Consider the following 26,132-nt stretch of genomic DNA (forward strand, 5'->3'; position numbering starts at 1 on the left):
TGTAACTTCGGTTTACAGTGGCGGGTATGAGCCTTGAGGAGCGGACGCACGCGCGGGACCGGGGGCGGCGGGACGCGATCGGGGTCGGGGTCGCGCTGCTGAACCGGCTGGCCCGGTGGCGGACGATCGATCGGTTCGGGTTGCGCAAGCAGACCGAGCGGGTGGTGTTCGAGGCGACCAAGACGGGCTTCCGGACGGCCGGAGCGCTGTCCCGGAGCTTCTCGGCGGCGTCGAAGCTCAGCAAGCCGTCCCGATTGCCGGCGGCGCGGGGGACCGGGCGGTTCGATCTGACGCCGACCGAGGACCAGCAGATGGTGGTCGAGGTCGTGAAGGAGTTCGCCGCCGAGGTACTGCGTCCGGCGGCTTCAGCGGCGGACACGGCGTGTACGACGGATCCGAAGGTGCTGTCGTCGTCGGCCGAGCTCGGGCTGAGTCTGATCGAGGTCCCGGAGGAGCTCGGCGGCATCGTCACCGAGCGGTCCGCGATGACCGGCGTACTGGTGGCTGAGGCGATGGCGCACGGAGACATGGGTCAGGCGGTCGCGTGTCTGGCTCCGGCGGCGGTGAGTACGGCGATCTCGTTGTGGGGTGACGAGACGCAGCAGGCGACGTACCTGCCCGCGTTCACCGGGTCGTCGGTTCCGGCGGCGGCGCTGGCGATCTTGGAGCCGCGAGCCTTGTTCGATCCGTTCTACTTGCGGACAACGGCTGTCGGCGGGCGGTTGAACGGTGTGAAGTCTTTGGTGCCGCGTGGTGCCGAGGCAGAGTTGTTCGTGATCGCCGCGCAGTTGGAGGATCAGGGGCCGGCGCTCTTCCTGGTCGAGTCCGATCATCCCGGCGTGACGATCGAGGCCGAGCCGTCGATGGGCTTGCGGGCGGCGTCGCTGAGCCGGGTGATCCTCGAGGATGTGCCGGCGGTGCAGTTGGGCACGCTCGACGACTACGCCGAGTGTGTGCGACTGTCGCGGCTGGGCTGGTGTGCGTTGTCCCTGGGTACGGCGAAGGCGGTGCTGGACTACGTCACGCCGTACGTGAACGAGCGGACCGCGTTCGGTGAGCCGATCAGCCATCGGCAGTCGGTGGCGTTCATGGTCGCGAACATCGGGATCGAGCTGGAGGGTATGCGGCTCGTCACCTACCGGGCCGGATCGCGTGCGGAACAAGGGCTTCCGTTCGCCCGCGAGGTCGCGCTGGCGCGGCGGTTGTGCACGGACAAGGGCATGCAGATCGGGGCCGACGGTGTGCAGTTGCTCGGCGGGCACGGGTACGTGAAGGAGCATCCCGTGGAGCGCTGGTACCGCGACTTACGCGCAATCGGCGTGATGGAAGGTGCAGTGCTGATTTAGTGCGTGTCCTCATCTCGTGCCTACTGCGCGGCACTCGGCGGCGCATCTCGCCGCACCGGGACGAAGGCCACGATGCGCCGCATCGAGACCTCCGCCCCGGCACACCGAGCTACACCACCGAGCACCTGCTCGTGACGGCACGAGATGAGGAGACACGCACTGATGATCAACCTCGAGACGCCACGGAAGTTCCGTGCCTTCGTGAACCAGGCACACCAGGTCGCGGCGGAGATGCTGCGGCCCAACTCGCGGCGGTACGACCTGGCCGAGCACGAGTACCCGGTCGAGCTGGACATGCTCGCGGCGATGGTCGACGGATTAGGTGCCTCGGGCACCAGTTCTGGTGCGGGCGCGGCCGGCGTACGACGTACTGCCGCCGGTGAAGGTGTTGTGAACGGGTCGAATCTGTCGTCGGTGCTGTCGATCATGGAGATGTGCTGGGGTGATGTCGGGCTGCTGCTGTCGATGCCGCGGCAGGGGCTCGGCAACTCCGCGATCGCATCGGTTGCCTCGGACGAGCAGTTGCGGCGGTTCGACGGCGTGTGGGCCGGGATGGCGATCACCGAACCTGGGTGCGGGTCGGACTCGGCGAACATCCAGACGACGGCGCGTCGTGACGTCGACGATTACATCATCGACGGCGAGAAGATCTTCGTTACCGCCGGCGGTCGCTGCGACGCGGTGGTGGTGTGGGCGTCGCTCGACAAGTCGTTGGGCCGGGCCGCGATCAAGTCGTTCGTCGTACCGAAGGACACACCAGGCATGACGGTCGAGCGGCTCGACCACAAGCTCGGCATCCGCGCCTCCGACACCGCGACTCTCCGCTTCGACAACTGCCGTGTGCCCGCTGCCAACCTGCTCGGCTCACCCGAGATCGACGCGGACAAAGGCTTCGCGGGCGTCATGCAGACCTTCGACAACACGCGTCCGTTGGTCGCGTCCATGGCAGTCGGGTGTGCTCGGGCCTCGCTCGAACTCACGCGTGAGCTGCTGGCCGACGCCGGTGTCGAGATCGACTACGACCGCTCCGTCCACTTCCAGCCCGCGGCCGCGGCGGTGTACCTCCAACTCGAAGCCGACTGGGAAGCAGCCTACCTCCTCACCCTGCAAGCCGCCTGGATGGCCGACAACGGCAAGCCGAACTCCCTCCAAGCCTCCAAGGCCAAGGCCAAGGCCGGCCGCGCCGCCAACGACATCACCCTCCGCTGCATAGAACTCACCAGCACCCTCGGCTACTCAGAACACGAACTCCTCGAAAAATGGGCCCGAGACTCCAAAATCCTCGACATCTTCGAAGGCACCCAACAAATCCAGCAACTGATCGTCGCGCGACGGTTGCTCGGGAAGACCTCCACCGAGCTGAAATAGCCTTACCTGCAAGGCATTCCTTCGGGCGAGATGGCAGCTTCAGAGAAGGGGTGGTTGGCCGGAGAGGTCGTAGCCGCGCTGTGATCGTCCCCGCTCCGTCCCTGCTCCGTGAGCCGCGCGGCCGGCGGGATGACTCCAGTTGCGGCGAGCGCCGGCTTCCAGACGAGTTCGTCGAACAACCTCGACCGCATCGGCTTGGGAGTCTGTCCACACGAACTGGAGGTCGACCTCATGAACCCCTCCGTCGACGCGCTCCTTGTCACTCTTCGGCAGTGTGAAGACGTACTCCTTGCCGAGCCTCTTCACCTGGCGCCGGACTCTGATGATCTGCTCGTCGAAATCGAGGTCGTCGGGAGCCAACCCGAAGATCTCGCCCTGACGTAGTCCGGCCGCCGATTCGATGACGACGCTCGAACTGGTCCTGGCCGGCTTCTTGACGATCCTCGAGCTCGCCGGGCTGCGCTTGATCAGTTCGTCGGCGACCGCAAGTTCAAGGCGGCCATTCAGCACGAGGAACGCGCTCCGAGCCGTTGAGGATCCGTAGGTCGTCATGAGTTCGGTCACCCAGACGGCAATCTCCGAAGGCAGGATGCTCTTGACCATCCGGCCCCCGAAGACCGGCGCTCAACGTCCGGGCTTCGCCCGACGCCTGTAGCCCGTTGTCACCGTGCGACGTCACGATGCCTGTCCGCAGCCGGCGTGCCGGGCTTGGCCGTGCTTCATCGCACGGACAATGGGATGAACCAGTTGACCTACCAGGGAAAGCCCTTGTTCACGTTCAGGCTCGACAAGGGTCCCGCGGAACACAACGGACACAACCTCGACGACACCTTCGGCGACGCCAAGTTCACCTGGCATGCCGCGACCACGGGTGGCGCTGTCGCAAGTACCAGCCCATCCGCAGCGCCCAGTTCACAGGCGTCCGGCTATGACTACGGCGATGGCTATTAGACCCGAGGTGCCGAAGGACCACCCGGCGGGCTAGTGCGTTCGGACTTGGTCGAGGATGGCGAGGTCGTGCAGATCGGCGTCGCGCAGCTCGTAGCCCGAATGGAACAGACGTTGCGCTTCGAGTGAGACGCAGGGGATTGAGATATCTCCGAGTCGCCCCATGGTGAGGAATGAGCGGGGGAACTCGTGCCACCCGCCGCCGAGGGCTGCTTGCCGACCGTTGCCCTCGTCGTCGATGACCAATGGATGTACGTCGACCCATCCGCGCCCCGGTGCTCCAAGCTCCACCCGGTTCGGTCGCCAATCGGTCTCGACGGCGTAACCCAGCTCCTGGAGTGCGGTCAGCACCGCGTCCTCGAACGCCGCGTCGATGTCGATGTCCACGTCGCGATGCGGCCGGGTCTGGTGACCTGCCAGCGCGTCGACTCCCCAGCCTCCTTCCAGCCAGAAGCGGCAGCCGACAGACCGTACGGCGTCCAGTACTGCAAGCATTTGCTCGAGGGTCATGCCTGCCGGGTCGTTCACGCAGTCATCATGACACGGCGGGCGTCGTGCGGTTTTGACTCCGGTGGGCCTGCTGACCGTGCCCGAGTTGTTCGAATGCCCGAGAGACGGCGAGATCATTCGGCGCCGATCTCGCGGTGGACTCCGCTGGCGGAGTTGATGCCTTCGGCACGGGTTGGGTGGACGTGGATGGTGTTCGCGATGTCGCCTGGCGCCGCGGCCCAATAACGAGCTCGTGGATCAGGTTCCCGGTGATCACGGCGTGCGGGACGACGCGGCGGGGATGTCGGTGTCAGCCGTGGCAGTCCTTCGCGATACCGGCGGGTCATGTCCGGCAGCGTGTCACAGGCGGATCAGGTCGGCGATCTCTTCGGGCAGGCCTGGGGAGAAGAAGGTGTGGCCCATGCCGGGTACGACGTGCAGGCGCGAGCCCGGGATGGCGGCGGCCAGGGCTTCGCCGTGACCGAGCGGGAAGATCGGGTCCTGGTCGCCGTGCACGATCGTGGTCGGGGCGGTGATCGACGAGAGCGGGGCGAGCCGGTCAGGGGCGAACGTCTGGCCGGCCAGGTCGTGGTGGGCGGCCGCGGCCGGGTCAGTGGCCCTCGACAAGGCCAGTTCGAGCATCGCGCGGGCGGCGGGCTCGTCGAACGGGCGGACCGGTCCGTTGAAGACGCGGAACAGGGCAACGTCGGACTCCACGCCTGGCGGCATGCCGGCGGCCAGGTGTGCGAGGAACGCAGGAGACGGCGGCGACAGGTCGTCCGGTGCGGGCGGCTCCCCGCCCTGCGCCCGGGCCCATGCTGGACGCGGGTCGTAGCCCATCGGTGAACTGGTCAGCACGGTCAGGGACCGTATGCGGGCCGGCTCGTGCACGGCCAGCCACTGCGCGATCATGCCACCCATCGACATGCCGGCCACGTGGGCGGCAGGCAGCCCGTAGCCATCCAGCACGGCCAGACAGTCGGCGGCCAGATCGGCGATCGCGTACGGATGAGCATCGAAGTCGACCACGCTCGAGCGGCCGGTGTCGCGGTGGTCGAACCGGATCACCTGGACGCCGCGCTCGACGAGCCGGGCGATCAGCGGATCAGGGCAGCTGATGCCCTGCGCGGCCGACCCCATGATCAGAAGGACGGCCGGTTGATCGGGGTGGCCGGCCCGCTCGGTCCACAGCCGCAGCCGGCCGGAGGTCACGAATCGCTCTTGCGTCTCCAGCATGAACAGCACCGTAGCTTCTTCTCAACCGACGGCCACCGGTAGCCACGACCCGGCCCGCGATCATTCGCGCTCGGCCACGGCAGCGGGGTCGCTGAAAATTCGTGGCGCGCCTTCTCGAGAACCGCGGTGTCGTCGTCAGCCGAGGCGGATGATGCCGCGTTCGAGGGCGGTGGTGACGGCGGAGGTGCGGTCGGCCACGCCGAGTTTGGTGTAGATGTGCAGGAGGTGGGTCTTGACGGTGGTTTCGCTGACATGGAGCACGCGGGCGACCTGCTTGTTGCTGTGTCCGCGGGCGATGGCACCGAGAACCTCGATCTCGCGGCTCGACAGCCGGTTGTCTGCGGCATCACCGCGCAGCCGGTTCAGCACCTTGGCAGCCACGGCGGAGGCGAGGACCGAGCCGCCGCGGGCGGCGGTGCGTACGGCGGCGCACAGTTCGTCCCGGTCGGTGTCCTTGAGGAGGTACCCGACGGCGCCGGCGTCGATGGCCGCGGTGATGTCGGCATCTGTGTCGTACGTGGTGAGGACGAGAACGCGCACTTCCGGAGACCCGGCCCTGATCGCAGCGGTTGCCTGGACCCCGTTGAGCTTTGGCATCTGCAGATCCATCAGCACGACCTGGGGCACCAGAGCGGAGGTTTGATTGACGGCTTCCTGGCCGGTTGCGGCGAAGCCCGCGATCTCCAGGTCGGGCTGAGTGGCGAGTACGGCGGCTATCCCGTCGCGCACGATGGGATGATCGTCGGCGATCAACACCCGGATCATGTCCGTCATCGCGCTACCAAGGCGGTCTCGCTGTCGACCGGTGGGATCGGGATGCTGACGGTCAGCGTCGTACCCTCACTCGGGGTGCTCTCGATGGTTAAGCTGCCCCCGAGACCGTCCACCCGTTCGCGCATAGCGGCGAGCCCTACACCGTTCAGCCGCCCGCGGGGCTCAAAGCCCCGGCCGTCGTCGGCGACATCGATAAGGACCTGGTCGTCCAGGTACGAAATCGTCACAATCACCTCGTGTGCGGCAGCGTGCCGCCGGACATTGGTCAGCCCTTCTTGGACCACGCGCAGCATGGCGGTCTCGGTCAGGGGAGCGAGGCTGACCGTCTCGCCGGTCACGACCACTTCTGCCGTGAGTCCCGTCTCGTCGCACAGCCGGGTGGAGAGTTGGCGGATGGCATCGGGGAGCCGGGCATTGTCGAGCTGGACAGGGCGGAGCTCGTCGATGAGGCGTCGGCTTTCGGCCAGGTTCTCCCGGGCTGCGCGCATCGCCTGCGCCACGCGCCGGGTTGCGGGCGCACTCGGTGGGAGATCGGCCAGCGCGGCGTCGAGGAGCATCGAGATGCTGGCGAAGCCTTGCGTGAGGGTGTCGTGGATGTCGCGGGCGAGGCGTTGACGCTCCGCGAGTACGCCGGCCTGTCGCTCGGCCGCCGCCAACTCGGCCTGAGCGGTCGCGAGATCGTCGAGCAGCTGTTGCCGTTTCTGTCCCTCCAGATCGAGTACTGCGATGTATCCGGTGAGCGCGAGCACGGCGAGGATTCCCAGCGCACAGCCGAGTACTGCCGGCCAGTCGAGGCCTCCGCTGGTGAGGTTGCGCTGCCAGAGCCAGGCGGCGCCGAGGATGACCATGCCGGCCACAGCGGTTCGCGTGGAGCGCGTGAAGTACGGGATAAGGCCCGCCAGTCCCACCGGGAGCATCGCCGGGTCGACGGCGGTCATCACGGCCCACAACACGGCCAGTCCCAGTGCATAGGGCAGGTGCGCCGACGTGGCGTCTCGCCGTACGACGAACCAGTATGCGTACCAAGCTCCGAGTGATGCCGACAGCGCGAGTCGCAGTACGACGGGGTCAGCCCTGGTTGTCACCGCGCCCAGCGTGGTCAGGCTGAAAGCAACCGCGAAGAACGCGTGTTGCCAGTCCGTCTTCCACTGCTCCCAGGAATCGCGATGTGCCATGACGTTCAGCGTAGGCCGCGCGGCGACCGGACGGGATCAGTGATGGGGTAGGGGCTGCATCCACCGGATGGTGGCGCGAGATCCACCCGATGGTCGATGCCGGCCACTGATTGACGTCGCGATGATCAGCCGGTGGAGTACGCCGCCGCTATTCCGAGCCCGTCTCAGGGTGTCTGGCATCTGGGCCCGTTGCCCCTTCGCGCCTACACGGCTGCGATCCTCCTGGGAATCGTGGTGGGTGTCTGGATCGGCAACCGCCGCTGGGTCGCGCGCGGCGGAGCGAGTGGCGCCGTACTCGAAGTCGTCACCTGGGCCGTGCCCTTCGGCATCGTCGGTGCGCGGGTATATCACGTGTTGACCGACTGGGGAAAGTACCTCGGACCAGGCGGCGACCCCGTTGGCGCGCTGCGGATCTGGGAAGGCGGCCTGAGCATCTGGGGCGCGATCGCGGCCGGCGTACTCGGGGCCCACCTCGCCGCGCGCCGCCGCGGCATCCCGTTCCCAGCGCTGGCCGACGCTCTCGCTCCCGGGATCGTCGTCGCGCAGGCGATAGGGCGTTGGGGCAACTACTTCAACCAGGAGTTGTTCGGCCGGCCGACCAACCTACCCTGGGGCCTGGAGATCGCCCCGGACCGGCGTCCTGCGGGCTACCAGGCGTTCAGCACATTCCACCCGGCCTTCTTGTACGAGTCGCTGTGGGCCGCGGGCGTTGCGCTCGTCGTGATCTGGGCCGATCGAAGGTTCCGGATGGGGCACGGCCGGGTGTTCGCGCTGTATGTCGCTCTGTACACCGCCGGGCGGACCTGGATCGAAACTCTCCGGATCGACACCGGCGGAGTCGTCGAAGGGCCCGCCCGTGAACTCCTGGGCCTCAGAGTCAACGGCTGGCTCTCGATCATCCTGTTTGTGGGTGCTGTGGCCTTTCTCGTCGTGTCGGTCCGGCTCCGACCCGGTCGCGAGGCACTGGAGCCGAGCGCCCGGGAACGACCGTCGACGTCAACGGAAGGAACTTGATGGCGGAGTGCCACCACTGTCCGTCGACCTGCAGGCGCTGGATCGGCGGGTGCAGCAACCTATGTGCTGGGGTAGTCGGTCGCGCCAAGGGGGGCGACGGCTTCGAGGTCGTCGAGTTGCCGGTGGAGCTTGGCGCGGATGTGGTCGTGGGCCATGGCCCCGAGCGGCAGTCGGAGCGGTGGATCGTCGCTGCTCCCCACGTCCACGATCGCCTTCGCCGCCCGGGCCGGATCGCCAGGTTGGTGGCCGTCCAGTTGTGCGAGCAGTTGGCGTACCTCTCCCACGCTCTCGGCGTACTCGGGCATCGGCTCGGCCGACGGCATCGAGCCCGCCTGGGCGAACGACGTACGGTGCGGTCCCGGTTCGACGATGGTGACGCCGATCCCGAGGTGCGCGACCTCGGCAGCGAGCGCCTCGGAGAAGCCCTCGACCGCGAACTTGCTCGCCGTGTAATAGGCGCCGCCCGGGAGTGCCTCGATGCCGTTCAACGACGACATCTGGAGGAACCGGCCCGACCGCCTGCTGCGGAAGTAGGGGAGCGCGGCGCGGGTGACGTTGAGCACGCCGTACAGGTTGACGTCCAGTTGACGCCGCAGTTCGTCGTCGGTGAGCTCCTCGATGGCGCCGACGTGTCCGTAGCCGGCGTTGTTGACCACCACATCGACCCCACCCGTGTCCTGCTCGGCTCGCTGCATGACGGTACGGGCGTCATCGGGGTCGGTGACGTCGAGTCGTACGGCGATCGCTCGGTCCGCGAGCTCGGCCAGTGACGCTGGATCGCGTGAGGTGGCGACTAGCTGGTCTCCGCGACTGAGCACTTCCTCGCAGATCGCACGGCCGAAGCCGCTCGATGCACCGGTCACGAACCAGACGCGAGTCTCGTTTGGCGCGGGCACTGGCATGCTCCTCTTCGGGTTTGGTTCGATCTTTTACCAGCCCCGTGCCCGGCAGCCGAGACTGCAAACGCCCACGCCCGGACCGTCTGGATTGCCTGTGGTCCTCTGCCGGGGTGACCTGGCGGCGATGGCCGGTGCGCACCAAGATCTGGCAAGGCGATGGTGCCTCAGCGGGACTTTCGAACGACCTCGCGGGCGATATCCGCGAAGTCACGGAGGACTGAGTTGGTGTTCTCGCGGCGCCATACCAGCGCGCTGCGAAGTGGCGGCAGGTCGGTGATCGAAATGTAGACGATGTCTGGATGTCCGAACATGTTGGCGAACGACGGCACAGTAGGGTGCACGACTCGCCCGGTCGCGATCAGATACAAGAGCTCGCTGGTCATCCGGCCGCGGTCGCCGATCGACTGGTCGCTGAACCTCCGGCTGCGGATCGGGCGACCGCTCGGTGTCCGAGCCGGGATCCATACGTCGTGAAACTCCTTCGGCATGGTGTCGAAGCGCACGACCTGGTAGTCGGCCGCGTCCTCGATCGAGATCGCGGTGCGCGCCGCCAGCGGATGGTCGGTCGCGACGGCGAGTATCCGAGGCTCGCGGCTGAGGATCGGCCCGACGACGAGCCGAGATTGTCCGTGCGGTAACCAGCTTGCGATCGCGTCGAGCTCGCCGCGGTGCAACGGGCCGAACGGCTCGTCGATCGGGACCTCGACGGCCTCGACGTAGCGTGCCGGGAACCGGCGCTCGAAAGCCCGGACGATCTGCGGGATCTGCGACACCCCGGGATCGGAGAACAGACCCAGTCGCAGGGACTGTGTGTCGTTGTCCGAGCTCAGTCGCAGCAGGGTATCGGCGAGGTTCTGGTACGCGTCACCCGCCTCGCGTCGGAATCGCTCGCCGTACGCAGTCAGTTCGACGCGCCGACTGGTGCGGTGAACGAGTTGGTTGCCGGTCTTGCGCTCCAGATCGCGAAGGATCTGGCTGATCCGCGACGGGCTGAGCTGCAACCGCTCGCCGGCGCGGCCGAAGTGCAACTCCTCGGCGAGCGCCAGGAATACGCGAATCTCACGCAGCTCCACCGTCGACCACGTCATGTGCGGCGCTTCGCATTCATCGATGGCTCACCGCGACCGGCCGCGACGCGTCGTGCGCGGGCGGCCTTGACGACCTCCGCCGCGATGCGGACGAACTCGCGTTCCTTGGCGTCGATGGAACGGCGCTTCCAGATGAGCGCACTTCGCCACGGTGGCAGGCCGATGATCGGCACCGCGGTGAGCTGGATCGAGGCCGCGAACAGCTGCACCGCGGACGGAATGGTTGGGTGGACAAGCTCGCCCCGGGCGATGCGCATGCCCAGCTGGCTGTAGTCCCGCTGAGTCATCTCGACCTGAACGCTCGGGATCGGCCGACCCTGCGGCGTCTTCGTGGGGATCCACACCTCGCGGAACCTCGAATGCGTCGATAACCGCCTTCAGGTGTGGTCCTGCGGCCGGAGCGGAAAAGAGGCCTACCCGAACCACCCCATCGATGCTTCGGCTCTCGGTCCGCGTCACCTCGACCGCCGTCGCGAACGCCGCGTACGGCCCGTTCACGCGCGATCTGAAGCGTTCACCCAGGGACGTCAAGCGAACCGAGCGGCTAGTGCGGTACACGAGTTGGCCGCCCAGCTTCCGCTCCACGTCATGGAGGACTTGGCTGATCCGCGACGGGCTGACGTGCAGCCGTTCAGCAGTCCGGCCGAAGTGCATTTCCTCGCACAGCGTGAGGAAGACGCGGACCTCCCGCAGCTCGACGGATGACCACATCATGAAGGGATTCTACGCGTTTGGTAGAGATGTCGGATGAGCCGCTCCCGGCCGAACCACACGATCACCGACTGGTCAGGTACCGGTGTTGATCACCTCGGAGAGGGCACTGACGTGGAGCTGAGCGGTGCCGCCGCATCCGCCGGTTCGGCGGGTCAGGGAGCCGCGCATGTCGTAGACGCCGCCGGGGAACTCCATCACACCGTTGACCGAACCGGTGTATCGACATGTTCCTCGTGACGTGGTGATGTTCACGTCGACGCCGTCGATGGTGTAGCCGCGATCTTCCAGGAGATCGAGTTTCCATGGCAAGGCGTTGAGAGTCGCGCTGGTGCCGTTGAAGCAATCGATGCGGACGTTGTCGATGCTGGCCTTGACGTGGCCGTTGCCGTCGTCGGATGTCACCTGTCCGCTGAACTCGTTCTGGCATTCAGCCAGGACAGTGTTGTCCGAGTTGAGGAACTCCATGCCGGTGCTGGTGAACCCGTGGACCGATTCTGCGGCGGCGGATGCGGTCGCCTGGGGCGCGGTGACGAAGGCCAGCGCTGCTACCGCGGCCCCGACTACGCCTGCTTGCACCAGACTTGTTCTCCCGATGGTCATTGCTCTCCTCTGGTCTGCTCAGTGGCCGGGCGCCGGTAACGCAGACGCCGGTCTCTAGTACGCAGACCACCGGTCGATGGTTCAACAGATCCGATCGCGAGTGCCCGACCGCTCCGGGCGCCGTCGCCATCGGCCCGCGCTGCCGTGAGCGTTGCGACCATGACGTTGCTGGACCGGACCACCTGCTCGCCTACCACCAGCGCACCGGATCATTCGTTGCTATCAACAACCAGTCGGCGACGGTGCCGGCGATCGTTGCTGTCGGCTACGACCCGTCAGGACGTCACGGCAGCGTGATCTCGGTTTCGTCACGCGAGCATGTGCTTTGCGAGCCAGTCGATCAGTGCCGTGGTCGCCTGGCCGACGTAGGGCTCGATGTCGTAGATCTGGATGTGGTTGCTGGTCTCGATCCACACGATCGTCTTGGGTTCGCCCGCACTTGCGTGGACCTGTTGTGCGTAGCGTGGCGAGATGACCGGGTCGACCGTCCCGTGAACCACGAGCAACGGCGTCGGCGTGACCAGGGGAGCGTAAGCGATGGCATCGTACTCGGCCATGTTCTGCATGGATTCCTGCGTGAGTAGATTGACCCAGCTCGGGGCGATCTGCTGCTGGCGATTGGTGTAGAAGTCGTACGGTTCGTCGGCGAGCAGCAGGGCGGATCCCGGCGGGGACGACGACGGGGCGCCTGCCTGGTAGGCGAGTGGTCGGCCGGCCTCGAAGTCGACCTGGCGTTGGGCGGCCAAGGTCCGCATCAGTTCGATCCAGCCGTCGTGGCCCATGTCGTCGCGCATCTGCTCCCTCGATCCGTACGCAGCACCGATGCATGCGATTGCTCGGTAGCGCCGGTCCAGCGCGCCGGCCTGCAGCATGAAACCGCCGCCGTAGCACACACCCACCCCCGCCACCCGCTCGGGATCTACGTCGTCGCGGGACAGCAGGTAGGTGGTGGCGTTGCGGATGTCGCGAACGTTGTCGGGAGGGTTCATCTGCTGGCGAACGGTGCCTTGACTCTCACCGAAGCCTCGACGGTCGAAGGTGAGCACCATGTATCCGGCGCGCGCCAGCCGGATCGCGTAGACCGGCACCGTGATCTCCTTCACCGAGGTAGCCGGGCCATCGAGAACTACGCCAGGTGGGCGACCGTCGCGTTCACGTTGGGGTGTCGGAGGTAGATACAGGTGTCCGGCCAACCGGTGCCCATCGCTGGGGAATGACACCTCCAGCCGCGTGACGTCACCGAGGTCGTATACACCCGCTGACGGGGGAGGCACCGACGGGTCGTAGCGGTCCGAAACGTCAGCATTCGCATCGTCAACACGAGCCGGCAAGTCGTGGGTGGTCATACGGTCCTCCCAGGAGTCTGTAAGGCTGGGCGGGACAATTGTCTGCCTCATGAACGCCGGGGAACAATGACCGATCGGTCATCGCAGCGTGTAGGAATTCTGCACGTTCGTCGACGTTCGACGGCCCCGCAGCTGCTTTGGCACCAACATCATTCTTGGGTCCATGCCTGCGACGACATGATCGCTTGGAGACGGCCTCTCGTCCTGCCTACTGGAGTGGCCGCGCCTTTGGCACAGTGGCAGTCGTGACCGTATCCCTGCACCACATCGTCATCGATGCGCGCGATCTGTCTGCTCAGGCCCGGTTCTGGGCCCAGGTGCTGAACTGGAAGATCCTGTCTGCTAGTGAGCGAGAGGTCGTCGTCGGCGCCGACGAGACGGCATCGGTGGGAATCTGTTTCATGCCGGCGACCGACCAAAAGGTGGTGAAGAACCGTCTGCACCTCGACCTCACCCCCGGCCCCGACGGCCGCGACGCCGAGGTTGAGCGAATTCTCGCGCTGGGCGCGCGCCGGGTCGACATCGGGCAGAGCGGCACGGAATCCTGGACTGTGCTCGCTGACCCTGAGGGGAACGAGTTTTGCATTCTGCGTCCGAAGAAGACGCTCATCGCTTGAGCACGGGACAGACCGCAGCGCGGCGTTGGCCGATCCCGCTTGCATCACAAGCGGCCGCGATCCGCGCGACTGTCGTGTTGGACCAGACACCTCTCCTGTTGTTGAAGAACTAGTGGCCAGGCCTCGAGGTGCTGTTTCGCGCGGCTTCGCCGGCGAAGCCGGCGTGGGTGAGTTGTACCCGCCTCCGACCGTCGCCGTTTGGTCTGAAGGTGACCGTGACAACCGTCTCGGGCGCCCTCGATCCCTCCCTCGCCGGTGACCCAGGCATCCACCGCGCTCTTGTCGTCCTGTCGAGCGCTCGGCTTCATGCCTGCGGATGTACCGATGTGCGAACTGCCCAGTTGGGCGTGTCCGGATTCGGTGGCGGCCGTCGACGTCTCCGTTGAGCGGTGCCCGGCGAGGGTAACCGCCGTCCAGTAAGGAGAAACTGATGTCACAAGGACATGCATTTGCCACACCAACGAACCGATTGCTGGCCTGCGGTATCGTCGCTGGCCCACTATTCGTCCTGGTCGTCCTGATTCAGGCGGTAACACGCGCCGGGTTCGACCTCGGGTACCACCCGCTAAGCCTGCTCAGTCTTGGCGACCTGGGATGGGTCCAGGTCGCCAACTTCGTGGTGACCGGTGCATTGTTTGTTGCGTGCGCGACTGGGATCCGGCGAGTCGTGCCCACGGGCCGCGGCGCTACATGGGGGCCTCGGCTGGTCGGCGCGCTCGGAGTCGGCCTGATCATCTCCGGGGTATTTGTGACTGATGCGGGTGGTGGCTTCCCCCCGGGTGCGCCGGCCGGCGCACCCGCAATGAGCTGGCACGGAGCGCTGCACGAAGCCGGATTCATACTGGCAGTTCCCGGAATGATCGCCGGATGCTTGGTTTTCGCGCGTCGGTTCGCTGACCTCCGGTGGCGGCGATGGGTTGTCGGCAGCGTGGCCGTGCCGGCGGCGGCACTCGTGCTGGTCGCCTGGCCCGACCTCGATGGCCTCAGCCTCCGGCTGCTCGTCGCGACGGCCATCCTGTTCGGGTACGTCGCGGCGGTCGCGACCCGGGCGATGCGCGGCCTGCCTGAGTCGGTGATCACTTTGACGCCACAGCGAGGCTAGGACATTCATATCAACGCGGACGGCCATCCATGCTGTGATGGGCGTGCCCGCTACGTGTACTGCGGTGGGCGATCAGACGCCGACGTGATCCCAGGGGGACTGGCTCATGGGTTTGCGGCGTAGTGGGATCGCCGAGATCAGGGGCGGGTGTCATGGGCCGGTTCCGATCGGGCTACTTGGATGATCGGAGCTGGGGCGGGTCAAGGCCAGGAGTCCGATCATGGAGGTGGCGGCGCCGGCGGTGATGAGGGTGGCCATGGGTACGGCGGTGTGTTCGCCGCCGAGTCCGGCGATGGGGGCGACGGTCCCGGCGGCGACCCATTGAACGAAGCCCTGCACGGCTGATCCGGTGCCGGGGTGTTTGGGTACGGCGGCGGATGCGAGGGCGCCACCGTTGGGGATTGTGAGGCCTTGTGCGGTCATCAGGACGAAGAAGCAGACGATGGCGAGGAGCAGTGGTGTGCCGAGCCACAGGGCGCCGGCGAGCATGGCCACGCCTGCGGCCAACGCGGCGAGCTGCCCGGTCAGGATGAGCTTGCGGGTGGAGACATGCCCAGCGAGTCGGGCCGAGACGAGCGCGGCCGCCGTCATCCCGGTGGCGTTGACCGCGAAGTCGATTGAGTACGCGAACGGTGAGAGCCCGTTCATTGTTTGCAGGACGAACGCTGACGTGGCCACGTAGGCGAACAGCGCACCCATCGCAGCTCCGGCGACCACTAGGTAGCCGACGTACGCGCGGTTGGCCAGGACTGTACGTCCAGCGGCGACGAAGTTGCGCAGGCCGCCGGTATGGCGGCGTTCGCTCGGGAGCGATTCGGGGACGGCGACGAGAACCGCGAGGGTCATCGCAAAGCCGAGCACCGCGACGAGCCAGAAAGAGAAGCGCCAGTGGGACAGTTGCAGGATGAGCCCGCCGAGGAGTGGACCGACGATGGGGGCCAGACCGCCGACACCGGCGATGATGTTCAGCACCCGGACCAGCTGAGCGCCCCGAGCCAAGTCGACGATGATCGCGCGGCCGATCACCATCGCCCAGCCTCCGGCGAAGCCCTGGACGAACCTGGCGGTGGTCATCACTGCGATGGTCGGTGCGAGTGCGCACACGATCGCCGCCGCGGTCGTGACCAGGAGCGCCGCGAGCAGTGGGAATCGCCGGCCGCGTTGATCCGAGACCGGGCCACCGATCAACTGACCGAGCGCCATGCCGACGAAGAACGTCGTCAGTGTCAGCTGGACCTGCGTTGCGGTGGTCGAGAGTTCACCGGCGACCTGGGGAAAGGCTGGGACGTACATGTCGGTGGCCAGTGGCGCGATCGCCGTCAGGAACACCACCGTCGCGACCAGCCCAGCGGTCAGCCGGGCCTGCTGACGAGCCTTCGGCAGCGGTGGCGTCGCCGTCGCGACGTCCGGGTGCAGCGGAGCGGGTTGCATCAATCCTCTTCAGATAACGGAAATTCGACCGGATCAAACGGTGAGGAGAACTTTTGTGGCGGTGCGCTGGTCCATGGCTTGGTAGCCCTCGGCGGCGCGGTCGAGGGGGAGGGTGAGGTCGAAGACCTTGCCGGGGTCGATTTTGCGGTCCCAGATGAGCTGGATCAGTTCGGGCAGGTACTGACGAACCGGCGCCGGACCGCCGTGGATGTGGACGCCGGCCATGAACAACTCGTCGCCAGGGATGGCGACGTCGTGGGAGACGCCGACGAAACCGACGTGGCCGCCCGGCCGGGTGCAGCCGATGGCCTGCATCATGGCCTCCTGCGTGCCGACCGCTTCGATCACCGAGTGGGCGCCGAGCCCGCCGGTGAGTTCCTTGACGCGGGCCACGCCGTCGTCCCCGCGCTCTTCGACGATGTCGGTGGCGCCGAACTCCTTTGCCAGGGACTGGCGGTCGGCGTGCCGGCTGAAGGCGATGATTCGTTCGGCGCCGAGTTGGTGGGCGGCGAGGATGCCCAGCAGGCCGACCGCGCCGTCACCGACGACCGCGACCGTCTTCCCCGGGCCGGCCTCGGCAGCGACGGCGGCGAACCAGCCAGTTCCCAGTACGTCGGACGCGGCCATCAGCGACGGGATCAGTTCGGGATCGGGCATTCCCGGGGTGGCGACGAGGGTGCCGTCGGCGAGTGGCACGCGCGCCCGCTCGGACTGGGTGCCGATCGTACCCATCAGGACCCGGTGCACGCAGTACGCCTGGTAGCCGGTCTGGCAGATCTCGCAGGTGTTGTCCGAGGCCCAGAACGACCCGACGACGAAGTCACCGACCTTGATGGTGCGTACGGCAGCACCGACCTCCTCGACGATGCCGACGTACTCGTGCCCCATGACCTGGTGGTCGACTGGTTCGGCGCCACGGTACGGCCAGAGGTCGCTGCCGCAGATGCAGGTCGCCGACAGTCGGATGATCGCATCGGTCGGTTCGACGATGTGTGGATCCTCGCGGTCCTCGACCTGTACGTTCCCGGGGGCGTGCATGACTACCTGTCGCATTGCGGGCTCCTTCTTGATCAACGTCGTACACCCCCAGCGATGGAGGGTGACGCGGGCCCGATGAAGGGCCACGACACGAGTGAATCGGGTGCCCGGTCGTCGAAGAAGTCCCTGTCGAGAGGTGTACTGACAGGGCACCTTTCGGTAGCGGATCGCCGCTTCCGGGCATCTACTGTCGTAGTTATGGACAACCGGCAAGAGGTGCGCGAGTTCCTCAGCACTCGCCGTGCTCGCATCACTCCGGAACAGGCGGAGCTGCCCACCACCGGCACCCGGCGGGTTCCTGGCCTGCGGCGTAGCGAGGTCGCGATGATCGCCGGGCTCAGTGTCGAGTACTACGCGCGCCTCGAGCGCGGGCAGATCGCTGGTGCTTCCTCCGGCGTGCTCGAGGCACTGGCCCGAGCGCTGCAACTGGATGAGACCGAGCGAGCTCACCTGTTCGACCTCGCCCGGGCCGCCGACGGTATCCCGACCTCGGGCCGTCCTCGCCGCCGTAGTTCTGGCAAGGCAGCGGCGTCGCGGCTCAGCCTGCAGTGGGCCCTGGACGCCATCAAGGACGGCGTTGCGTTCGTTCGCGACCCGCAGCAGAACCTTCTCGCCACGAATGCTCTGGGAAGAGCGTTCTACTCTCCGGTCATCGGTGACAGCGGCCGTACGCCGAACCTGGCCCGGTTCCAGTTCCTTGATCCTGCCTCACATGACTTCTATCCCGACTGGGACCTGTTCGCCCAGATGTGCGTGGGTGTCATGCGCGCCGAGGCGGGTCGTGACCCGCACGACCGCGGACTCCAGGACCTGGTCGGCGAGCTCTCTACTCGCAGTGAGGTTTTCCGGCGCCTGTGGGCCGACCACAACGTCCGCACCCACGGATCCGGTACCAAGCGGTTCAACCATCCCGTCGTGGGCGAGCTCACCCTCGTCTACGAAGAACTGGCGATCACTGCCGAGCCGGGATTGGTTCTCCTCGTCTACACCGCAGAGCCGGGTTCACCGTCGTCCGAACGACTTCAACTCCTCGCCTCCTGGGCAACACCAGCCGACGCGGCGACCAACAACCTCTGAAGGACCTCATGCAGATCACTCGCAGCACCGTCGACACTGCCAAGGGCCCCGCCGACTGGTTCACCGGTGACGTCTACATCGACGTTGTTGCTGCAGCCCCGGCACCCTCCCGGATCACCGCGAACCTCGTGCACTTCATGCCGGGCGCCCGTACCCACTGGCACCGGCACCCGCTGAGCCAAACCGTCTTCGTCACCGAAGGCATCGGCTTGTGTCAGCGCCGCGGCGGCTCCGTCGAGATCATCCGCCCGGGCGACCGCGTCCTGTTCGAGGCCGACGAGGAACACTGGCACGGCGCCGCCCCGAACCGCCTCATGGTCCACCTCGCCGTCAACGAGGGCGACACCGACCACGACGTCGTCCACTGGCTCGACCCCGTCACCGACGACGAGTACGCAGCCGCGCCACCGCTCACGTAACCCGCAGCGCCGCTGACCTCCACGACGATCGAGCGCTGCATCGGCGTCACAGGCCGACCTGCGCCCACCGCCTAGGTCCCTCCACGCGGCTGTCGTGCTCGTCAACGCCAGCCTTTCCGGGGCTCCTGGCGTACCGCTGCCAAGCATACTTCCAGGGGATGGCGGTGAGGATGATCATGACGAAGGAACAGTCGCCGGACACCGGGCGGGGACCGCGACCGCAGCAATCCAGGTCAGTTTCCAGGCCACCCAGCCCGATCCCCATGAAGGCGTAGCCGAACCGCATGATGTTCAGGCGACGAATCGATGGGCGGTGAGGATGTGTGCGCGGAGACGGTGCAGTCGGGGCATGAGGCCGTAGATCACGATCGGAACCGCAGCGGTTGCGAGGATGAAGGTCCGCAGCACGCCTGGCAGGCCGGCGAGCAGATCGCCGAGCAGGAGGTTGAGCACGGTGAGGGTCGGGAAGACAGCGACCCAGATCATCAACGCGAGCTGATGCTTGGTCGGTGGCGGAAGCGGCGTCGAACGCGGGACAGCTCGGGGATCAGACATGGCGTGGCTCCTCTGGGGAATGTGGTGTGGTGTACGTGATCGCTGTCAGGACGGGCGCCGCCGCCGATCAACGTCGTACTGATTGATTCCTAGAAGCGTGTTCCAGCCGCACCTTGACGACAACGGTTGTTGCCGCTTCCGGGAAACGCGGGGTCCAATGGATTCGTGACGAAACGTACGATCGACCCGCCACTGGACCCGGCCGGGATCGCTACTGCTCTGGATCTGGTGGCGCCCCGGCTGCGGGGCGTCCGGGACCAGCGGGGCATCACGTTGGCGGAGCTGTCCAAGCTCACCGGCATCTCGAAGAGCACCCTGTCGCGGCTCGAGAACGGTCAACGCCGCCCGAGCCTGGAGTTGCTGCTCCCGCTGGCGCAGGCATACCGAGTGCCGCTGGATGACCTGGTCGGAGCACCTGAGGTCGGAGATCCTCGGATCCGGTTGAAACCGCGCATGGTGAATGGCCGAACTGTTCTTCCACTGACTCGACCGGGTGGGGTCCAGGCATGGAAGATCGTCATTCCGGCATCGCAGTCCAAGCCGAGCCCACGCACTCATGAAGGTTTCGAGTGGCTCTACGTCCTGACGGGCAGGATGCGGCTGATCCTGGCAGATCAGGACCTCGTCCTCGGAGTGGGCGAAGCAGTCGAGTTCGACACGCAATTGCCGCACTGGTTCGGCAGCACAGGAGACGGACCGGCAGAGGTGCTGAGCATCTTCGGCCGCCCCGGAGAGCGCATGCACGTCCGACCTGATCGCCGCTGACAGCAGCGATCAGTGTTGAACGGTCGGCGCCGAACTCCACGCCACCCTCCGGCCTGGGACAGGCCGTGCGCCGACCCCCTTGCCGGGAAGGTCGGCGGGGCGCATGGTGTAACGGTGGCCCGGACGACGTGGAACGACCTCAGTTCGCGCACGCGCCGACTCATCATCATCGGCGGCGCACTCGACGGTGCGTTGAAAGCCGCCGCCCTGGTCGACCTCGCGCGTCGGCCGGCCGCTGAGGTCAGGGGGTCGAAGGTGAGCTGGGCGGTTGCCATCACGCTGATCAACTCACTCGGTGCGATTCCGATCGCCTACTTCGGCTACGGTCGCCGACCGCGCAGGTGATCAGCCGGTCGCCGGAACACTTTGCGCTACATGTCGTGTAGCGAAAAAGTTGGACATCTGTTCCCGTCCGTCTGAAACCTGTCTCCGCCGGTTGAAGGTTGCTCAAGGCAAAGTGTGACGTCGCGGGGAAACAGGTGCGGCTGCTCAGGGGAGACCGGTGGTTAGGGTTCTGGTATGGCCAACAGCGTGTATGTCGCCTCGGTGGAGGGTTTCACCGGGAAATCCACCGTCGCTCTCGGGGTGCTCGAGCAGTTCTCCCGGCGGGTCGAGCGGGTGGCCGTGTTCCGTCCGATCGTCCGTTCGGACCTCGCCGGGCACGCGGGTCGCGACTATGTCCTCGACCTGCTGACGTCGCATGATGCGGTCGCTTTGTCGTACGAGGATTGCGTGGGAGTCAGCTACGACCAGGTGCATGCGGATCCGGATGCCGCCCTGGACACGATCGTGCGGCGCTTTCACGCGGTCGCTGGTCAGGCCGACGCGGTCGTCGTGGTCGGCAGCGACTACACCGACGTGGGGACCCCGACAGAGTTCTCCTACAACGCCAAGATCGCGGCGAACCTCGGCGTACCGGTCCTGCTGGTGCTGAACGGGTATCGCCGGACCCCCCGCGAGGTGCGGACCATCGCCGACCTCGCGGTGGCCGAGTTGCACGCGAACCACGGTTCGCTGTCCGCGGTGATCGCGAACCGTGTCGACCAGGAGTTGCTGACTTCGATCACCGACGGACTGAAGGGTGTCGGTGCTCCGGCATTCTCGATTCCGGAGGAGCCGCTGCTGGGGCAGCCGTCGGTGGCCGACCTGCTGGCTCCGATCGGTGCTGGGGTGCTCAGTGGAGATCCGCACCTGCTGTCGCGCGAGGTCACCGGGCTGGTGATCGCCGGGATGACCATGCCCAATGTGCTGGACCGGCTGTTCGAGGGCGCGGCCGTGGTGACGGCCGGAGACCGTCCGGAGGTCGTCCTGGGCGTGCTGATGGCGCACACCTCGCGGAACTTCCCGCAGATCTCGACGATCATCCTCAACGGTGGCTTCGAGTTGCCGGACCAGGTCCAGCGCTTGATTGCTGGGCTCAGCGTCACGTTGCCCATCCTGGAGACAGGACTGAGCACCCAGGCGACCTCAGCAGCGCTCACGGCCGTGCGGGGCCGGCTGACCAAGGCCTCGCCACGGAAGGTGGATGTCGCGCTCGCGTTGTTCGCCCAGTACGTCGACGGCCGAGCGCTGCTCGACCAGCTCGCGGTGGCGCGGAGCAGCGCGGTGACCCCGCTCATGTTCGAGCATCGGTTGGTCGACCAAGCGGTCGCCGATCGCAAGCACATCGTGTTGCCGGAGGGTGAGGAGGACCGCGTTCTTCGGGCGGCCGACGTACTCCTGCGACGGGGAGTCGCGGACCTGACGCTTCTGGGTGACCCCATCGCGATCAGCGCGAAAGCAGCCTCGCTCGGTGTGGACGTGGCCGCCGCACGAGTCGTCAGCCCGGACGACGACGCGCTGGGGGAGCGGTTCGCCGCGGAGTACCACCGGCTGCGCCAGCACCGCGGCATCGATCTCGAGCAGGCCCGCGAGCTGGTCCGGGACGTGTCGTACTTCGGGACGATGATGGTGCAGCTCGGGCTCGCGGACGGGATGGTGTCGGGCGCCGTCCACACCACCGCGCACACGATCCGGCCGGCGCTCGAGGTGGTCAAGACGGTGCCGGGCGTGTCCGCGGTCTCCTCGGTGTTCTTCATGTGTCTGCAGAACCAGGTTCTCGTGTACGGCGACTGCGCGATCATCCCGGATCCGACCGCCGAACAACTGGCAGACATCGCGACCTCTTCGGCCGCGACCGCGGCGGCCTTCGGGATCGAGCCGCGAGTCGCGATGCTGTCGTACTCGACCGGATCCTCGGGCACCGGGACTGATGTGCAGAAGGTGTCGAAGGCCACGACGATCGTCCGGGACCGCGCGCCGCACCTGCTCGTCGAGGGACCGATCCAGTACGACGCCGCGATCGACGCTGCCGTGGCCAGAACGAAGCTGCCGGGATCACCTGTCGCCGGACGCGCGACCGTGTTCGTCTTCCCTGACCTCAATACCGGGAACAACACCTACAAAGCGGTCCAGCGCTCGGCGAACGCGGTCGCCGTCGGGCCCGTCCTGCAGGGACTGCGCAAACCGGTGAACGACCTGTCGCGCGGGGCGACGGTACGAGACATCGTCAACACGGTCGCGATCACCGCGATCCAGGCACAGCAGGGCGGCGAGTAGATGAGCGACCTGGTGCTGGTGATCAACGCGGGATCGTCCTCGCTCAAGTACAGCCTCGTGGACGCGGCGTCGGGGGACGCGATGGCGACCGGGCTCGTCGAGCGGATCGGCGAGTCGGGAAGCAGCCAGTTGCATCACGGTCCGAACGGCGAATTCCACGGCGATGAACCAATCGCCACGCATGAGGAGGCGCTACGGACGGCGATCGACGCCTTCGCGACGTACGGTCCGTCGCTCGGTGGGACCGATCTCGCCGCGGTGGGTCACCGCGTCGTCCACGGGGGCGCCCGCTTCTCGACTCCGACGCTGGTCGACGATGCCCTCGTCGCCGAAGTTGGCGAACTGATACCGCTCGCGCCACTGCACAACCCCGCGAACCTCGAAGGGATCGAGGTGGCGCGGCGACTCTTTCCCGACGTGCCGCATGTTGCGGTGTTCGACACGGCGTTCCACCAGACGCTGCCGCCGTACGCCTATACCTACGCGGCTCCGTTCGAGTGGTCGCGGGACCACGGGATTCGCAGGTACGGCTTCCACGGCACATCGCACTCGTTCGTTTCCCGGCTGGTCGCGCAGATGCTCGGGCGTCATCCGGGCGAGGTCAACCTGATCGTGCTCCACCTCGGAAACGGCTGCTCCGCGACAGCCGTGCGCGGTGGCAGATCGGTGGACACGTCGATGGGCCTGACGCCGTTGGAAGGGCTCGTCATGGGGACGCGCTCCGGCGACATCGATCCCGCGATCCACGGACACCTGGCGCGCGAGCTGGGCTGGTCCATCGACGAGATCGATCGCGTACTGAACTCGGAGTCGGGTCTGAAGGGCCTGACCGGTGACAACGACTTCCGCGAGGTGCTCCGTCGGCGGGACGCCGGCGACGTGCGGGCGCAACTCGGCTTCGAGGTCTACTGCTACCGGATCAGGAAGTACATCGGTGCGTACTACGCCGTACTCGGGACGGTGGATGCGGTCGTCTTCACGGCGGGTGTCGGCCAGCACTCCGCTGAGGTGCGCGCCGCCTCGCTTCAGGGCCTCGAATCGCTCGGTATCAGCATCGATGCCGGACGCAACAGCGAAGCGTCAGGGACCGGAGGTGTGGTCTCCGCCGACGACAGTCGGGTCGCAGTACTCGTCGTGGCCACCAACGAGGAATGGGAGATCGCCCGGCAGGCGCTCCAGATCGTTCGCGCCTGACGATCGCCGGCACCCACCGGCCCGCAGTGATCCGAAGCGGAGGGACTCCGACAAGTACGCGCCGAGCAGAAGACCGAGCAGCGTGTCGGGGTCGACGTTCGCCTTGAGCCGACCCGCGACGATCGCTGTCGGCGATGACGGCGGCGGTCGTGCCAGGTCCGAGCTCACCGGAACGAGCAGGAGGCCCTCAAGCAACAGTCGTCGACCCCGCGGCCGATAGTCCCCAGGCGACCCGCCCAGCAGCTGACCGGGGTCAGGGTGACTCGCGGAGAAGTGCCGCCAGCACGGCTGCTTGGCTGTGCTCGACGTCCTTGGTTGCGGTCAGCAACGTCACGGTCGATTCGTCGGCCAGGGCACGCAGGTGGTCGAGTGCGGCCGACGTTGTGAGCTCGTCGCGATAGCGCGTCTCGAACTCCGCGAACTTCTCCGGGACGTGGCCGTACCACTTGCGCAGTTCCGTCGACGGTGCGACGTCCTTCAGCCAGACGTCGAGTACGGCGGCATCCTTGCGCAAGCCTCGCGGCCACACGCGATCCACCAGGACCCGGACGCCATCGTCCGCCGCGGCCTGTTCATAGATCCGGTGGACCCGGATGTCACGAGCCGTCACGGCCGCCTCACCGGGTAGGCACACCCCGCGGGCGCAACGTGCTGAGCAGGAACAGGCATCGTGATGACCATGTCTTCTCCTCTGGGGCGCGGCCGGTCTCGTGGTGGGTCAGGGCTCGAGGAGGCCGACGCGGATGGCGTAGCGGGTGAGGTCCAGGCGGTCGCGCAGGCCGAGTTTCTGCAGCATGTTCGAGCGGTGGCGTTCGACCGTCTTGATGCTGATCGTCAGGATCTCGGCGATCTCCTTCGATGAGTTGCCCTCGGCAACGAGCTTGAGCACTTCCTCCTCGCGGGCGGTGAGGATCTGCTGAGGGAGATCGACGCCCTGCCGGACCCGGTCCAGATAGCTGCGCACCAGCGCGGTCACAGCGCCGGCGTACAGGAACGGCTCACCGCGCATGGTCGCGCGGCACGCCTCCACCAGGTCGCGGTCCAGGACGGACTTGAGGACGTAGCCCGAGGCGCCGGCCTTGAGGGCCTGGAAGAAGTACTGCTCGTTGTCGTACATGGTCAGCATCAGCACGCGGACTTCAGGTCGTACGACGGACAGCTCCCGGGCCGCCTGGAGTCCGGTCATCCGCGGCATCGCGATGTCGAGGATTGCCAGGTCGACCGGGTGGCTGCGGGCCAGGGACACGGCTTCGTGGCCATCGGAGGCTTCGGCGACGACCTGGAGATCGGGTTCTGCTTCCAGGATCAGACGGACTCCGCGGCGTACCAGCGCGTGATCGTCGGCGAGGAGGATTCTGGTCGGCTGCATCGTCAGGCTCCACGTCCGGCGAGAGGGACCGTCAGACTGACTTCCGTTCCGCCCTTCGGCGTGCGGCCGATCTCGAGAGCGGCGCCGATCAGCAAAGCCCGTTCGCGCATGCCCCGGATCCCGGCCCCCTCATGGGCCAGACCGATCCCGTGGCCGTCGTCCTGGATCCGCAGGACGATAGATTCGTCGCGGCCGGCCAACGACACCTCGACGGACGTCGCGTCGGCATGCCGGGCGACATTGGTCAGACTCTCCTGGGCGACGCGGTAGACGACCAGCTCTGCCTGGTCGTCAAGGCCCGGCAGACCGGATTCGAACTGACGCCGTACCAGCAAGCCGGTGTGATCGGAGAGTTCGGTGGTCAGCGCGGTCAGGGCGCTGACCAGGCCGAGATCCTCCAGTACGCCGGGGCGCAGCCGGTGCGCGAGTCGCCGTACCTCGTCAAGGCTGGCGCGGGTGGTTTCCTGGGCCTGCGTGAGCTCCTTGCGGAGGTCCGGGTCGGCGGCGCGATCAGCCGCCCGCTTGAGGTCGATGAGCACGGCGGTCAGGGTTTGGCCGACCTCGTCGTGGAGTTCCCGGGCGATTCTCTGGCGCTCGGATTCCTGCGCGGACAGGGCCCGCGCCGCGCTGGTGGCCCGCTCGTGCTCCAACCGGTCGAGCATGTCGTTGAACGCGCGCAGAAGATCGGGTACGCCGCCGTGCCCGCTGACCGAGAGCCGCTGGCCGGGGCGCAGCAGATCCACGGTCGACATTCCGCGGGTCAGCCGCACCAGCGGCGCCAGACCGACACGCAGGAGGGCGGCGTTGGCGACGAGCATCACCGCCAGACCGCCGATCAGGACGACCGCCTCGGTCAACAGCACCGGCACCGATACCGTCACGGGTGCCCACAGCAGCAGCGCGGTCGCGGCGCCCAGCACAACGGCGTTGAGCCCGTAGATCCGCCAGAACAACGACACCGTCAAGGTTC

At 66.9% G+C, this 26,132-nt stretch carries 28 protein-coding genes and 1 pseudogene; 12 read left to right on the forward strand and 17 right to left on the reverse strand.

The features are described from left to right. The first annotated feature begins 26 nt into the window (after positions 1 to 26). Entirely contained in the window at positions 27 to 1,346 is a 1,320-nt protein-coding gene (locus E0H75_RS35610) for an acyl-CoA dehydrogenase family protein (RefSeq protein WP_131518115.1), read from the forward strand. A 162-nt stretch (positions 1,347 to 1,508) separates the two neighbouring features. Then, a complete protein-coding gene (locus tag E0H75_RS35615) occupies positions 1,509 to 2,714 on the forward strand; it encodes an acyl-CoA dehydrogenase family protein (protein WP_131518116.1) in 1,206 nt (401 codons plus the stop codon). Between the two features lie 39 nt (positions 2,715 to 2,753). Here E0H75_RS35615 and E0H75_RS35620 read toward each other — a convergent pair whose 3' ends face one another. Next, positions 2,754 to 3,266 carry a site-specific integrase gene (locus tag E0H75_RS35620; protein ID WP_131518117.1) on the reverse strand — a complete coding sequence of 171 codons (513 nt, stop codon included), beginning with the start codon at positions 3,264 to 3,266 and terminating at the stop codon, positions 2,754 to 2,756. Positions 3,267 to 3,452: 186 nt separating this feature from the next. On the opposite strand from E0H75_RS35620, the gene E0H75_RS35625 reads away from it, so the two are divergent. Continuing rightward, positions 3,453 to 3,665 carry a COG4315 family predicted lipoprotein gene (locus E0H75_RS35625; RefSeq protein ID WP_131518118.1) on the forward strand — a complete coding sequence of 71 codons (213 nt, stop codon included), beginning with the start codon at positions 3,453 to 3,455 and terminating at the stop codon, positions 3,663 to 3,665. Positions 3,666 to 3,695: 30 nt separating this feature from the next. On the opposite strand, the gene E0H75_RS35630 is transcribed toward E0H75_RS35625, so the two are convergent. The 4 genes from E0H75_RS35630 to E0H75_RS35645 all read right to left on the reverse strand — a co-directional run bounded on the left by E0H75_RS35630 (position 3,696) and on the right by E0H75_RS35645 (position 7,336). Further along, complete coding sequence (locus tag E0H75_RS35630; protein WP_165554256.1) at positions 3,696 to 4,190, reverse strand: nucleotidyltransferase domain-containing protein; 495 nt, start codon at positions 4,188 to 4,190, stop codon at positions 3,696 to 3,698. A 321-nt stretch (positions 4,191 to 4,511) separates the two neighbouring features. Next, positions 4,512 to 5,387, reverse strand: a complete 876-nt coding sequence (locus tag E0H75_RS35635; RefSeq protein WP_131518120.1) for an alpha/beta fold hydrolase — start codon at positions 5,385 to 5,387, stop codon at positions 4,512 to 4,514. Between the two features lie 135 nt (positions 5,388 to 5,522). Continuing rightward, a complete protein-coding gene (locus E0H75_RS35640) occupies positions 5,523 to 6,161 on the reverse strand; it encodes a response regulator (protein WP_272948954.1) in 639 nt (212 codons plus the stop codon). After that, positions 6,158 to 7,336, reverse strand: coding sequence for a sensor histidine kinase (locus E0H75_RS35645; RefSeq protein WP_131518121.1), 1,179 nt, complete (start codon positions 7,334 to 7,336; stop codon positions 6,158 to 6,160). The genes E0H75_RS35640 and E0H75_RS35645 overlap by 4 nt, the downstream gene beginning before the upstream one ends. A gap of 132 nt (positions 7,337 to 7,468) precedes the next feature. Between E0H75_RS35645 and lgt the strand changes: the two genes are divergently transcribed. Then, positions 7,469 to 8,350 carry a prolipoprotein diacylglyceryl transferase gene (gene lgt / locus E0H75_RS35650; RefSeq protein ID WP_131518122.1) on the forward strand — a complete coding sequence of 294 codons (882 nt, stop codon included), beginning with the start codon at positions 7,469 to 7,471 and terminating at the stop codon, positions 8,348 to 8,350. A 59-nt stretch (positions 8,351 to 8,409) separates the two neighbouring features. Here lgt and E0H75_RS35655 read toward each other — a convergent pair whose 3' ends face one another. From E0H75_RS35655 to E0H75_RS35675, 6 genes and pseudogenes are all read right to left on the reverse strand, one after another. After that, positions 8,410 to 9,246 carry an oxidoreductase gene (locus E0H75_RS35655; protein WP_238163474.1) on the reverse strand — a complete coding sequence of 279 codons (837 nt, stop codon included), beginning with the start codon at positions 9,244 to 9,246 and terminating at the stop codon, positions 8,410 to 8,412. Positions 9,247 to 9,413: 167 nt separating this feature from the next. Next, positions 9,414 to 10,337 (reverse strand): LysR family transcriptional regulator, encoded by a 924-nt coding sequence (locus E0H75_RS35660; RefSeq protein ID WP_131518124.1) that lies wholly within the window; start codon positions 10,335 to 10,337, stop codon positions 9,414 to 9,416. Beyond that, complete coding sequence (locus tag E0H75_RS44380) at positions 10,334 to 10,681, reverse strand: hypothetical protein (RefSeq protein WP_238163475.1); 348 nt, start codon at positions 10,679 to 10,681, stop codon at positions 10,334 to 10,336. The genes E0H75_RS35660 and E0H75_RS44380 overlap by 4 nt, the downstream gene beginning before the upstream one ends. 229 nt (positions 10,682 to 10,910) lie before the next feature. Further along, a pseudogene (locus E0H75_RS45120) lies at positions 10,911 to 11,051 on the reverse strand (helix-turn-helix domain-containing protein); the annotation flags it as partial. A gap of 72 nt (positions 11,052 to 11,123) precedes the next feature. Next, positions 11,124 to 11,516 (reverse strand): hypothetical protein, encoded by a 393-nt coding sequence (locus tag E0H75_RS35670; RefSeq protein WP_131518126.1) that lies wholly within the window; start codon positions 11,514 to 11,516, stop codon positions 11,124 to 11,126. Between the two features lie 443 nt (positions 11,517 to 11,959). Beyond that, positions 11,960 to 13,048, reverse strand: a complete 1,089-nt coding sequence (locus E0H75_RS35675; protein WP_131518127.1) for an alpha/beta hydrolase — start codon at positions 13,046 to 13,048, stop codon at positions 11,960 to 11,962. Positions 13,049 to 13,233: 185 nt separating this feature from the next. Here E0H75_RS35675 and E0H75_RS35680 point away from each other — a divergent pair, with 185 nt between their 5' ends. Continuing rightward, on the forward strand, positions 13,234 to 13,614 hold the full coding sequence (locus E0H75_RS35680) for a VOC family protein (protein WP_238163476.1): 381 nt from the start codon (positions 13,234 to 13,236) through the stop codon (positions 13,612 to 13,614). 430 nt (positions 13,615 to 14,044) lie between these two features. Beyond that, on the forward strand, positions 14,045 to 14,716 hold the full coding sequence (locus E0H75_RS35685; RefSeq protein ID WP_131518128.1) for a DUF998 domain-containing protein: 672 nt from the start codon (positions 14,045 to 14,047) through the stop codon (positions 14,714 to 14,716). A gap of 150 nt (positions 14,717 to 14,866) precedes the next feature. On the opposite strand, the gene E0H75_RS35690 is transcribed toward E0H75_RS35685, so the two are convergent. Both E0H75_RS35690 and E0H75_RS35695 read right to left on the reverse strand, forming a co-directional pair. After that, the gene (locus E0H75_RS35690) at positions 14,867 to 16,147 is read right to left on the reverse strand and encodes a multidrug effflux MFS transporter (RefSeq protein ID WP_131518129.1); all 1,281 of its coding nucleotides are present in this window, start codon (positions 16,145 to 16,147) and stop codon (positions 14,867 to 14,869) included. Positions 16,148 to 16,180: 33 nt separating this feature from the next. Next, positions 16,181 to 17,200 carry a zinc-dependent alcohol dehydrogenase family protein gene (locus E0H75_RS35695; RefSeq protein ID WP_202873331.1) on the reverse strand — a complete coding sequence of 340 codons (1,020 nt, stop codon included), beginning with the start codon at positions 17,198 to 17,200 and terminating at the stop codon, positions 16,181 to 16,183. 183 nt (positions 17,201 to 17,383) lie between these two features. On the opposite strand from E0H75_RS35695, the gene E0H75_RS35700 reads away from it, so the two are divergent. Both E0H75_RS35700 and E0H75_RS35705 read left to right on the forward strand, forming a co-directional pair. Next, positions 17,384 to 18,262, forward strand: coding sequence for a helix-turn-helix transcriptional regulator (locus E0H75_RS35700; protein ID WP_131518130.1), 879 nt, complete (start codon positions 17,384 to 17,386; stop codon positions 18,260 to 18,262). Between the two features lie 8 nt (positions 18,263 to 18,270). Beyond that, positions 18,271 to 18,681: a (R)-mandelonitrile lyase gene (locus E0H75_RS35705; protein ID WP_131518131.1), complete on the forward strand. Its 411-nt coding sequence runs from the start codon at positions 18,271 to 18,273 to the stop codon at positions 18,679 to 18,681. A gap of 291 nt (positions 18,682 to 18,972) precedes the next feature. Here E0H75_RS35705 and E0H75_RS35710 read toward each other — a convergent pair whose 3' ends face one another. Continuing rightward, positions 18,973 to 19,236, reverse strand: a complete 264-nt coding sequence (locus E0H75_RS35710; RefSeq protein ID WP_131518132.1) for a putative antibiotic biosynthesis monooxygenase — start codon at positions 19,234 to 19,236, stop codon at positions 18,973 to 18,975. Positions 19,237 to 19,401: 165 nt separating this feature from the next. Between E0H75_RS35710 and E0H75_RS35715 the strand changes: the two genes are divergently transcribed. The 4 genes from E0H75_RS35715 (at position 19,402) to E0H75_RS35730 (ending at position 23,793) form a co-directional block, all read left to right on the forward strand. Next, on the forward strand, positions 19,402 to 20,001 hold the full coding sequence (locus tag E0H75_RS35715; protein WP_238163477.1) for a helix-turn-helix domain-containing protein: 600 nt from the start codon (positions 19,402 to 19,404) through the stop codon (positions 19,999 to 20,001). A gap of 114 nt (positions 20,002 to 20,115) precedes the next feature. Continuing rightward, entirely contained in the window at positions 20,116 to 20,346 is a 231-nt protein-coding gene (locus E0H75_RS35720; RefSeq protein ID WP_131518133.1) for a hypothetical protein, read from the forward strand. A 174-nt stretch (positions 20,347 to 20,520) separates the two neighbouring features. Next, entirely contained in the window at positions 20,521 to 22,599 is a 2,079-nt protein-coding gene (pta, locus tag E0H75_RS35725) for a phosphate acetyltransferase (RefSeq protein WP_131518134.1), read from the forward strand. Continuing rightward, on the forward strand, positions 22,600 to 23,793 hold the full coding sequence (locus tag E0H75_RS35730) for an acetate/propionate family kinase (protein ID WP_131518135.1): 1,194 nt from the start codon (positions 22,600 to 22,602) through the stop codon (positions 23,791 to 23,793). 253 nt (positions 23,794 to 24,046) lie between these two features. Here E0H75_RS35730 and E0H75_RS35735 read toward each other — a convergent pair whose 3' ends face one another. The 3 genes from E0H75_RS35735 to E0H75_RS35745 form a co-directional block, all read right to left on the reverse strand. Further along, on the reverse strand, positions 24,047 to 24,403 hold the full coding sequence (locus E0H75_RS35735; RefSeq protein ID WP_131518136.1) for a DUF488 domain-containing protein: 357 nt from the start codon (positions 24,401 to 24,403) through the stop codon (positions 24,047 to 24,049). Positions 24,404 to 24,511: 108 nt separating this feature from the next. Further along, positions 24,512 to 25,162: a response regulator gene (locus E0H75_RS35740; RefSeq protein ID WP_131518137.1), complete on the reverse strand. Its 651-nt coding sequence runs from the start codon at positions 25,160 to 25,162 to the stop codon at positions 24,512 to 24,514. A gap of 2 nt (positions 25,163 to 25,164) precedes the next feature. Further along, entirely contained in the window at positions 25,165 to 26,121 is a 957-nt protein-coding gene (locus E0H75_RS35745) for a HAMP domain-containing sensor histidine kinase (protein ID WP_131518263.1), read from the reverse strand. Between the last annotated feature and the right edge of the window lie 11 nt (positions 26,122 to 26,132).

This window comes from Kribbella capetownensis (assembly GCF_004331485.1).
GTDB classification, from domain to species: Bacteria; Actinomycetota; Actinomycetes; order Propionibacteriales; family Kribbellaceae; genus Kribbella; species Kribbella capetownensis.

Excerpts from the sequence above, each read along its gene's own strand:
- E0H75_RS35610 (WP_131518115.1), top strand. The coding sequence starts at position 27 with ATGAGCCTTGAGGAGCGGACGCACGCGCGGGACCGGGGGCGGCGGGAC.
- E0H75_RS35615 (WP_131518116.1), top strand. The coding sequence starts at position 1,509 with ATGATCAACCTCGAGACGCCACGGAAGTTCCGTGCCTTCGTGAACCAG.
- E0H75_RS35620 (WP_131518117.1), bottom strand. The coding sequence starts at position 3,266 with ATGACGACCTACGGATCCTCAACGGCTCGGAGCGCGTTCCTCGTGCTG.
- E0H75_RS35625 (WP_131518118.1), top strand. The coding sequence starts at position 3,453 with ATGAACCAGTTGACCTACCAGGGAAAGCCCTTGTTCACGTTCAGGCTC.
- E0H75_RS35635 (WP_131518120.1), bottom strand. The coding sequence starts at position 5,387 with ATGCTGGAGACGCAAGAGCGATTCGTGACCTCCGGCCGGCTGCGGCTG.
- E0H75_RS35640 (WP_272948954.1), bottom strand. The coding sequence starts at position 6,161 with ATGACGGACATGATCCGGGTGTTGATCGCCGACGATCATCCCATCGTG.
- E0H75_RS35645 (WP_131518121.1), bottom strand. The coding sequence starts at position 7,336 with ATGGCACATCGCGATTCCTGGGAGCAGTGGAAGACGGACTGGCAACAC.
- E0H75_RS35660 (WP_131518124.1), bottom strand. The coding sequence starts at position 10,337 with ATGACGTGGTCGACGGTGGAGCTGCGTGAGATTCGCGTATTCCTGGCG.
- E0H75_RS35670 (WP_131518126.1), bottom strand. The coding sequence starts at position 11,516 with ATGGAGTTCCTCAACTCGGACAACACTGTCCTGGCTGAATGCCAGAAC.
- E0H75_RS35675 (WP_131518127.1), bottom strand. The coding sequence starts at position 13,048 with ATGAGGCAGACAATTGTCCCGCCCAGCCTTACAGACTCCTGGGAGGAC.
- E0H75_RS35685 (WP_131518128.1), top strand. The coding sequence starts at position 14,045 with ATGTCACAAGGACATGCATTTGCCACACCAACGAACCGATTGCTGGCC.
- E0H75_RS35690 (WP_131518129.1), bottom strand. The coding sequence starts at position 16,147 with ATGCAACCCGCTCCGCTGCACCCGGACGTCGCGACGGCGACGCCACCG.
- E0H75_RS35695 (WP_202873331.1), bottom strand. The coding sequence starts at position 17,200 with ATGCGACAGGTAGTCATGCACGCCCCCGGGAACGTACAGGTCGAGGAC.
- E0H75_RS35700 (WP_131518130.1), top strand. The coding sequence starts at position 17,384 with ATGGACAACCGGCAAGAGGTGCGCGAGTTCCTCAGCACTCGCCGTGCT.
- E0H75_RS35705 (WP_131518131.1), top strand. The coding sequence starts at position 18,271 with ATGCAGATCACTCGCAGCACCGTCGACACTGCCAAGGGCCCCGCCGAC.
- E0H75_RS35710 (WP_131518132.1), bottom strand. The coding sequence starts at position 19,236 with ATGTCTGATCCCCGAGCTGTCCCGCGTTCGACGCCGCTTCCGCCACCG.
- pta (WP_131518134.1), top strand. The coding sequence starts at position 20,521 with ATGGCCAACAGCGTGTATGTCGCCTCGGTGGAGGGTTTCACCGGGAAA.
- E0H75_RS35730 (WP_131518135.1), top strand. The coding sequence starts at position 22,600 with ATGAGCGACCTGGTGCTGGTGATCAACGCGGGATCGTCCTCGCTCAAG.
- E0H75_RS35740 (WP_131518137.1), bottom strand. The coding sequence starts at position 25,162 with ATGCAGCCGACCAGAATCCTCCTCGCCGACGATCACGCGCTGGTACGC.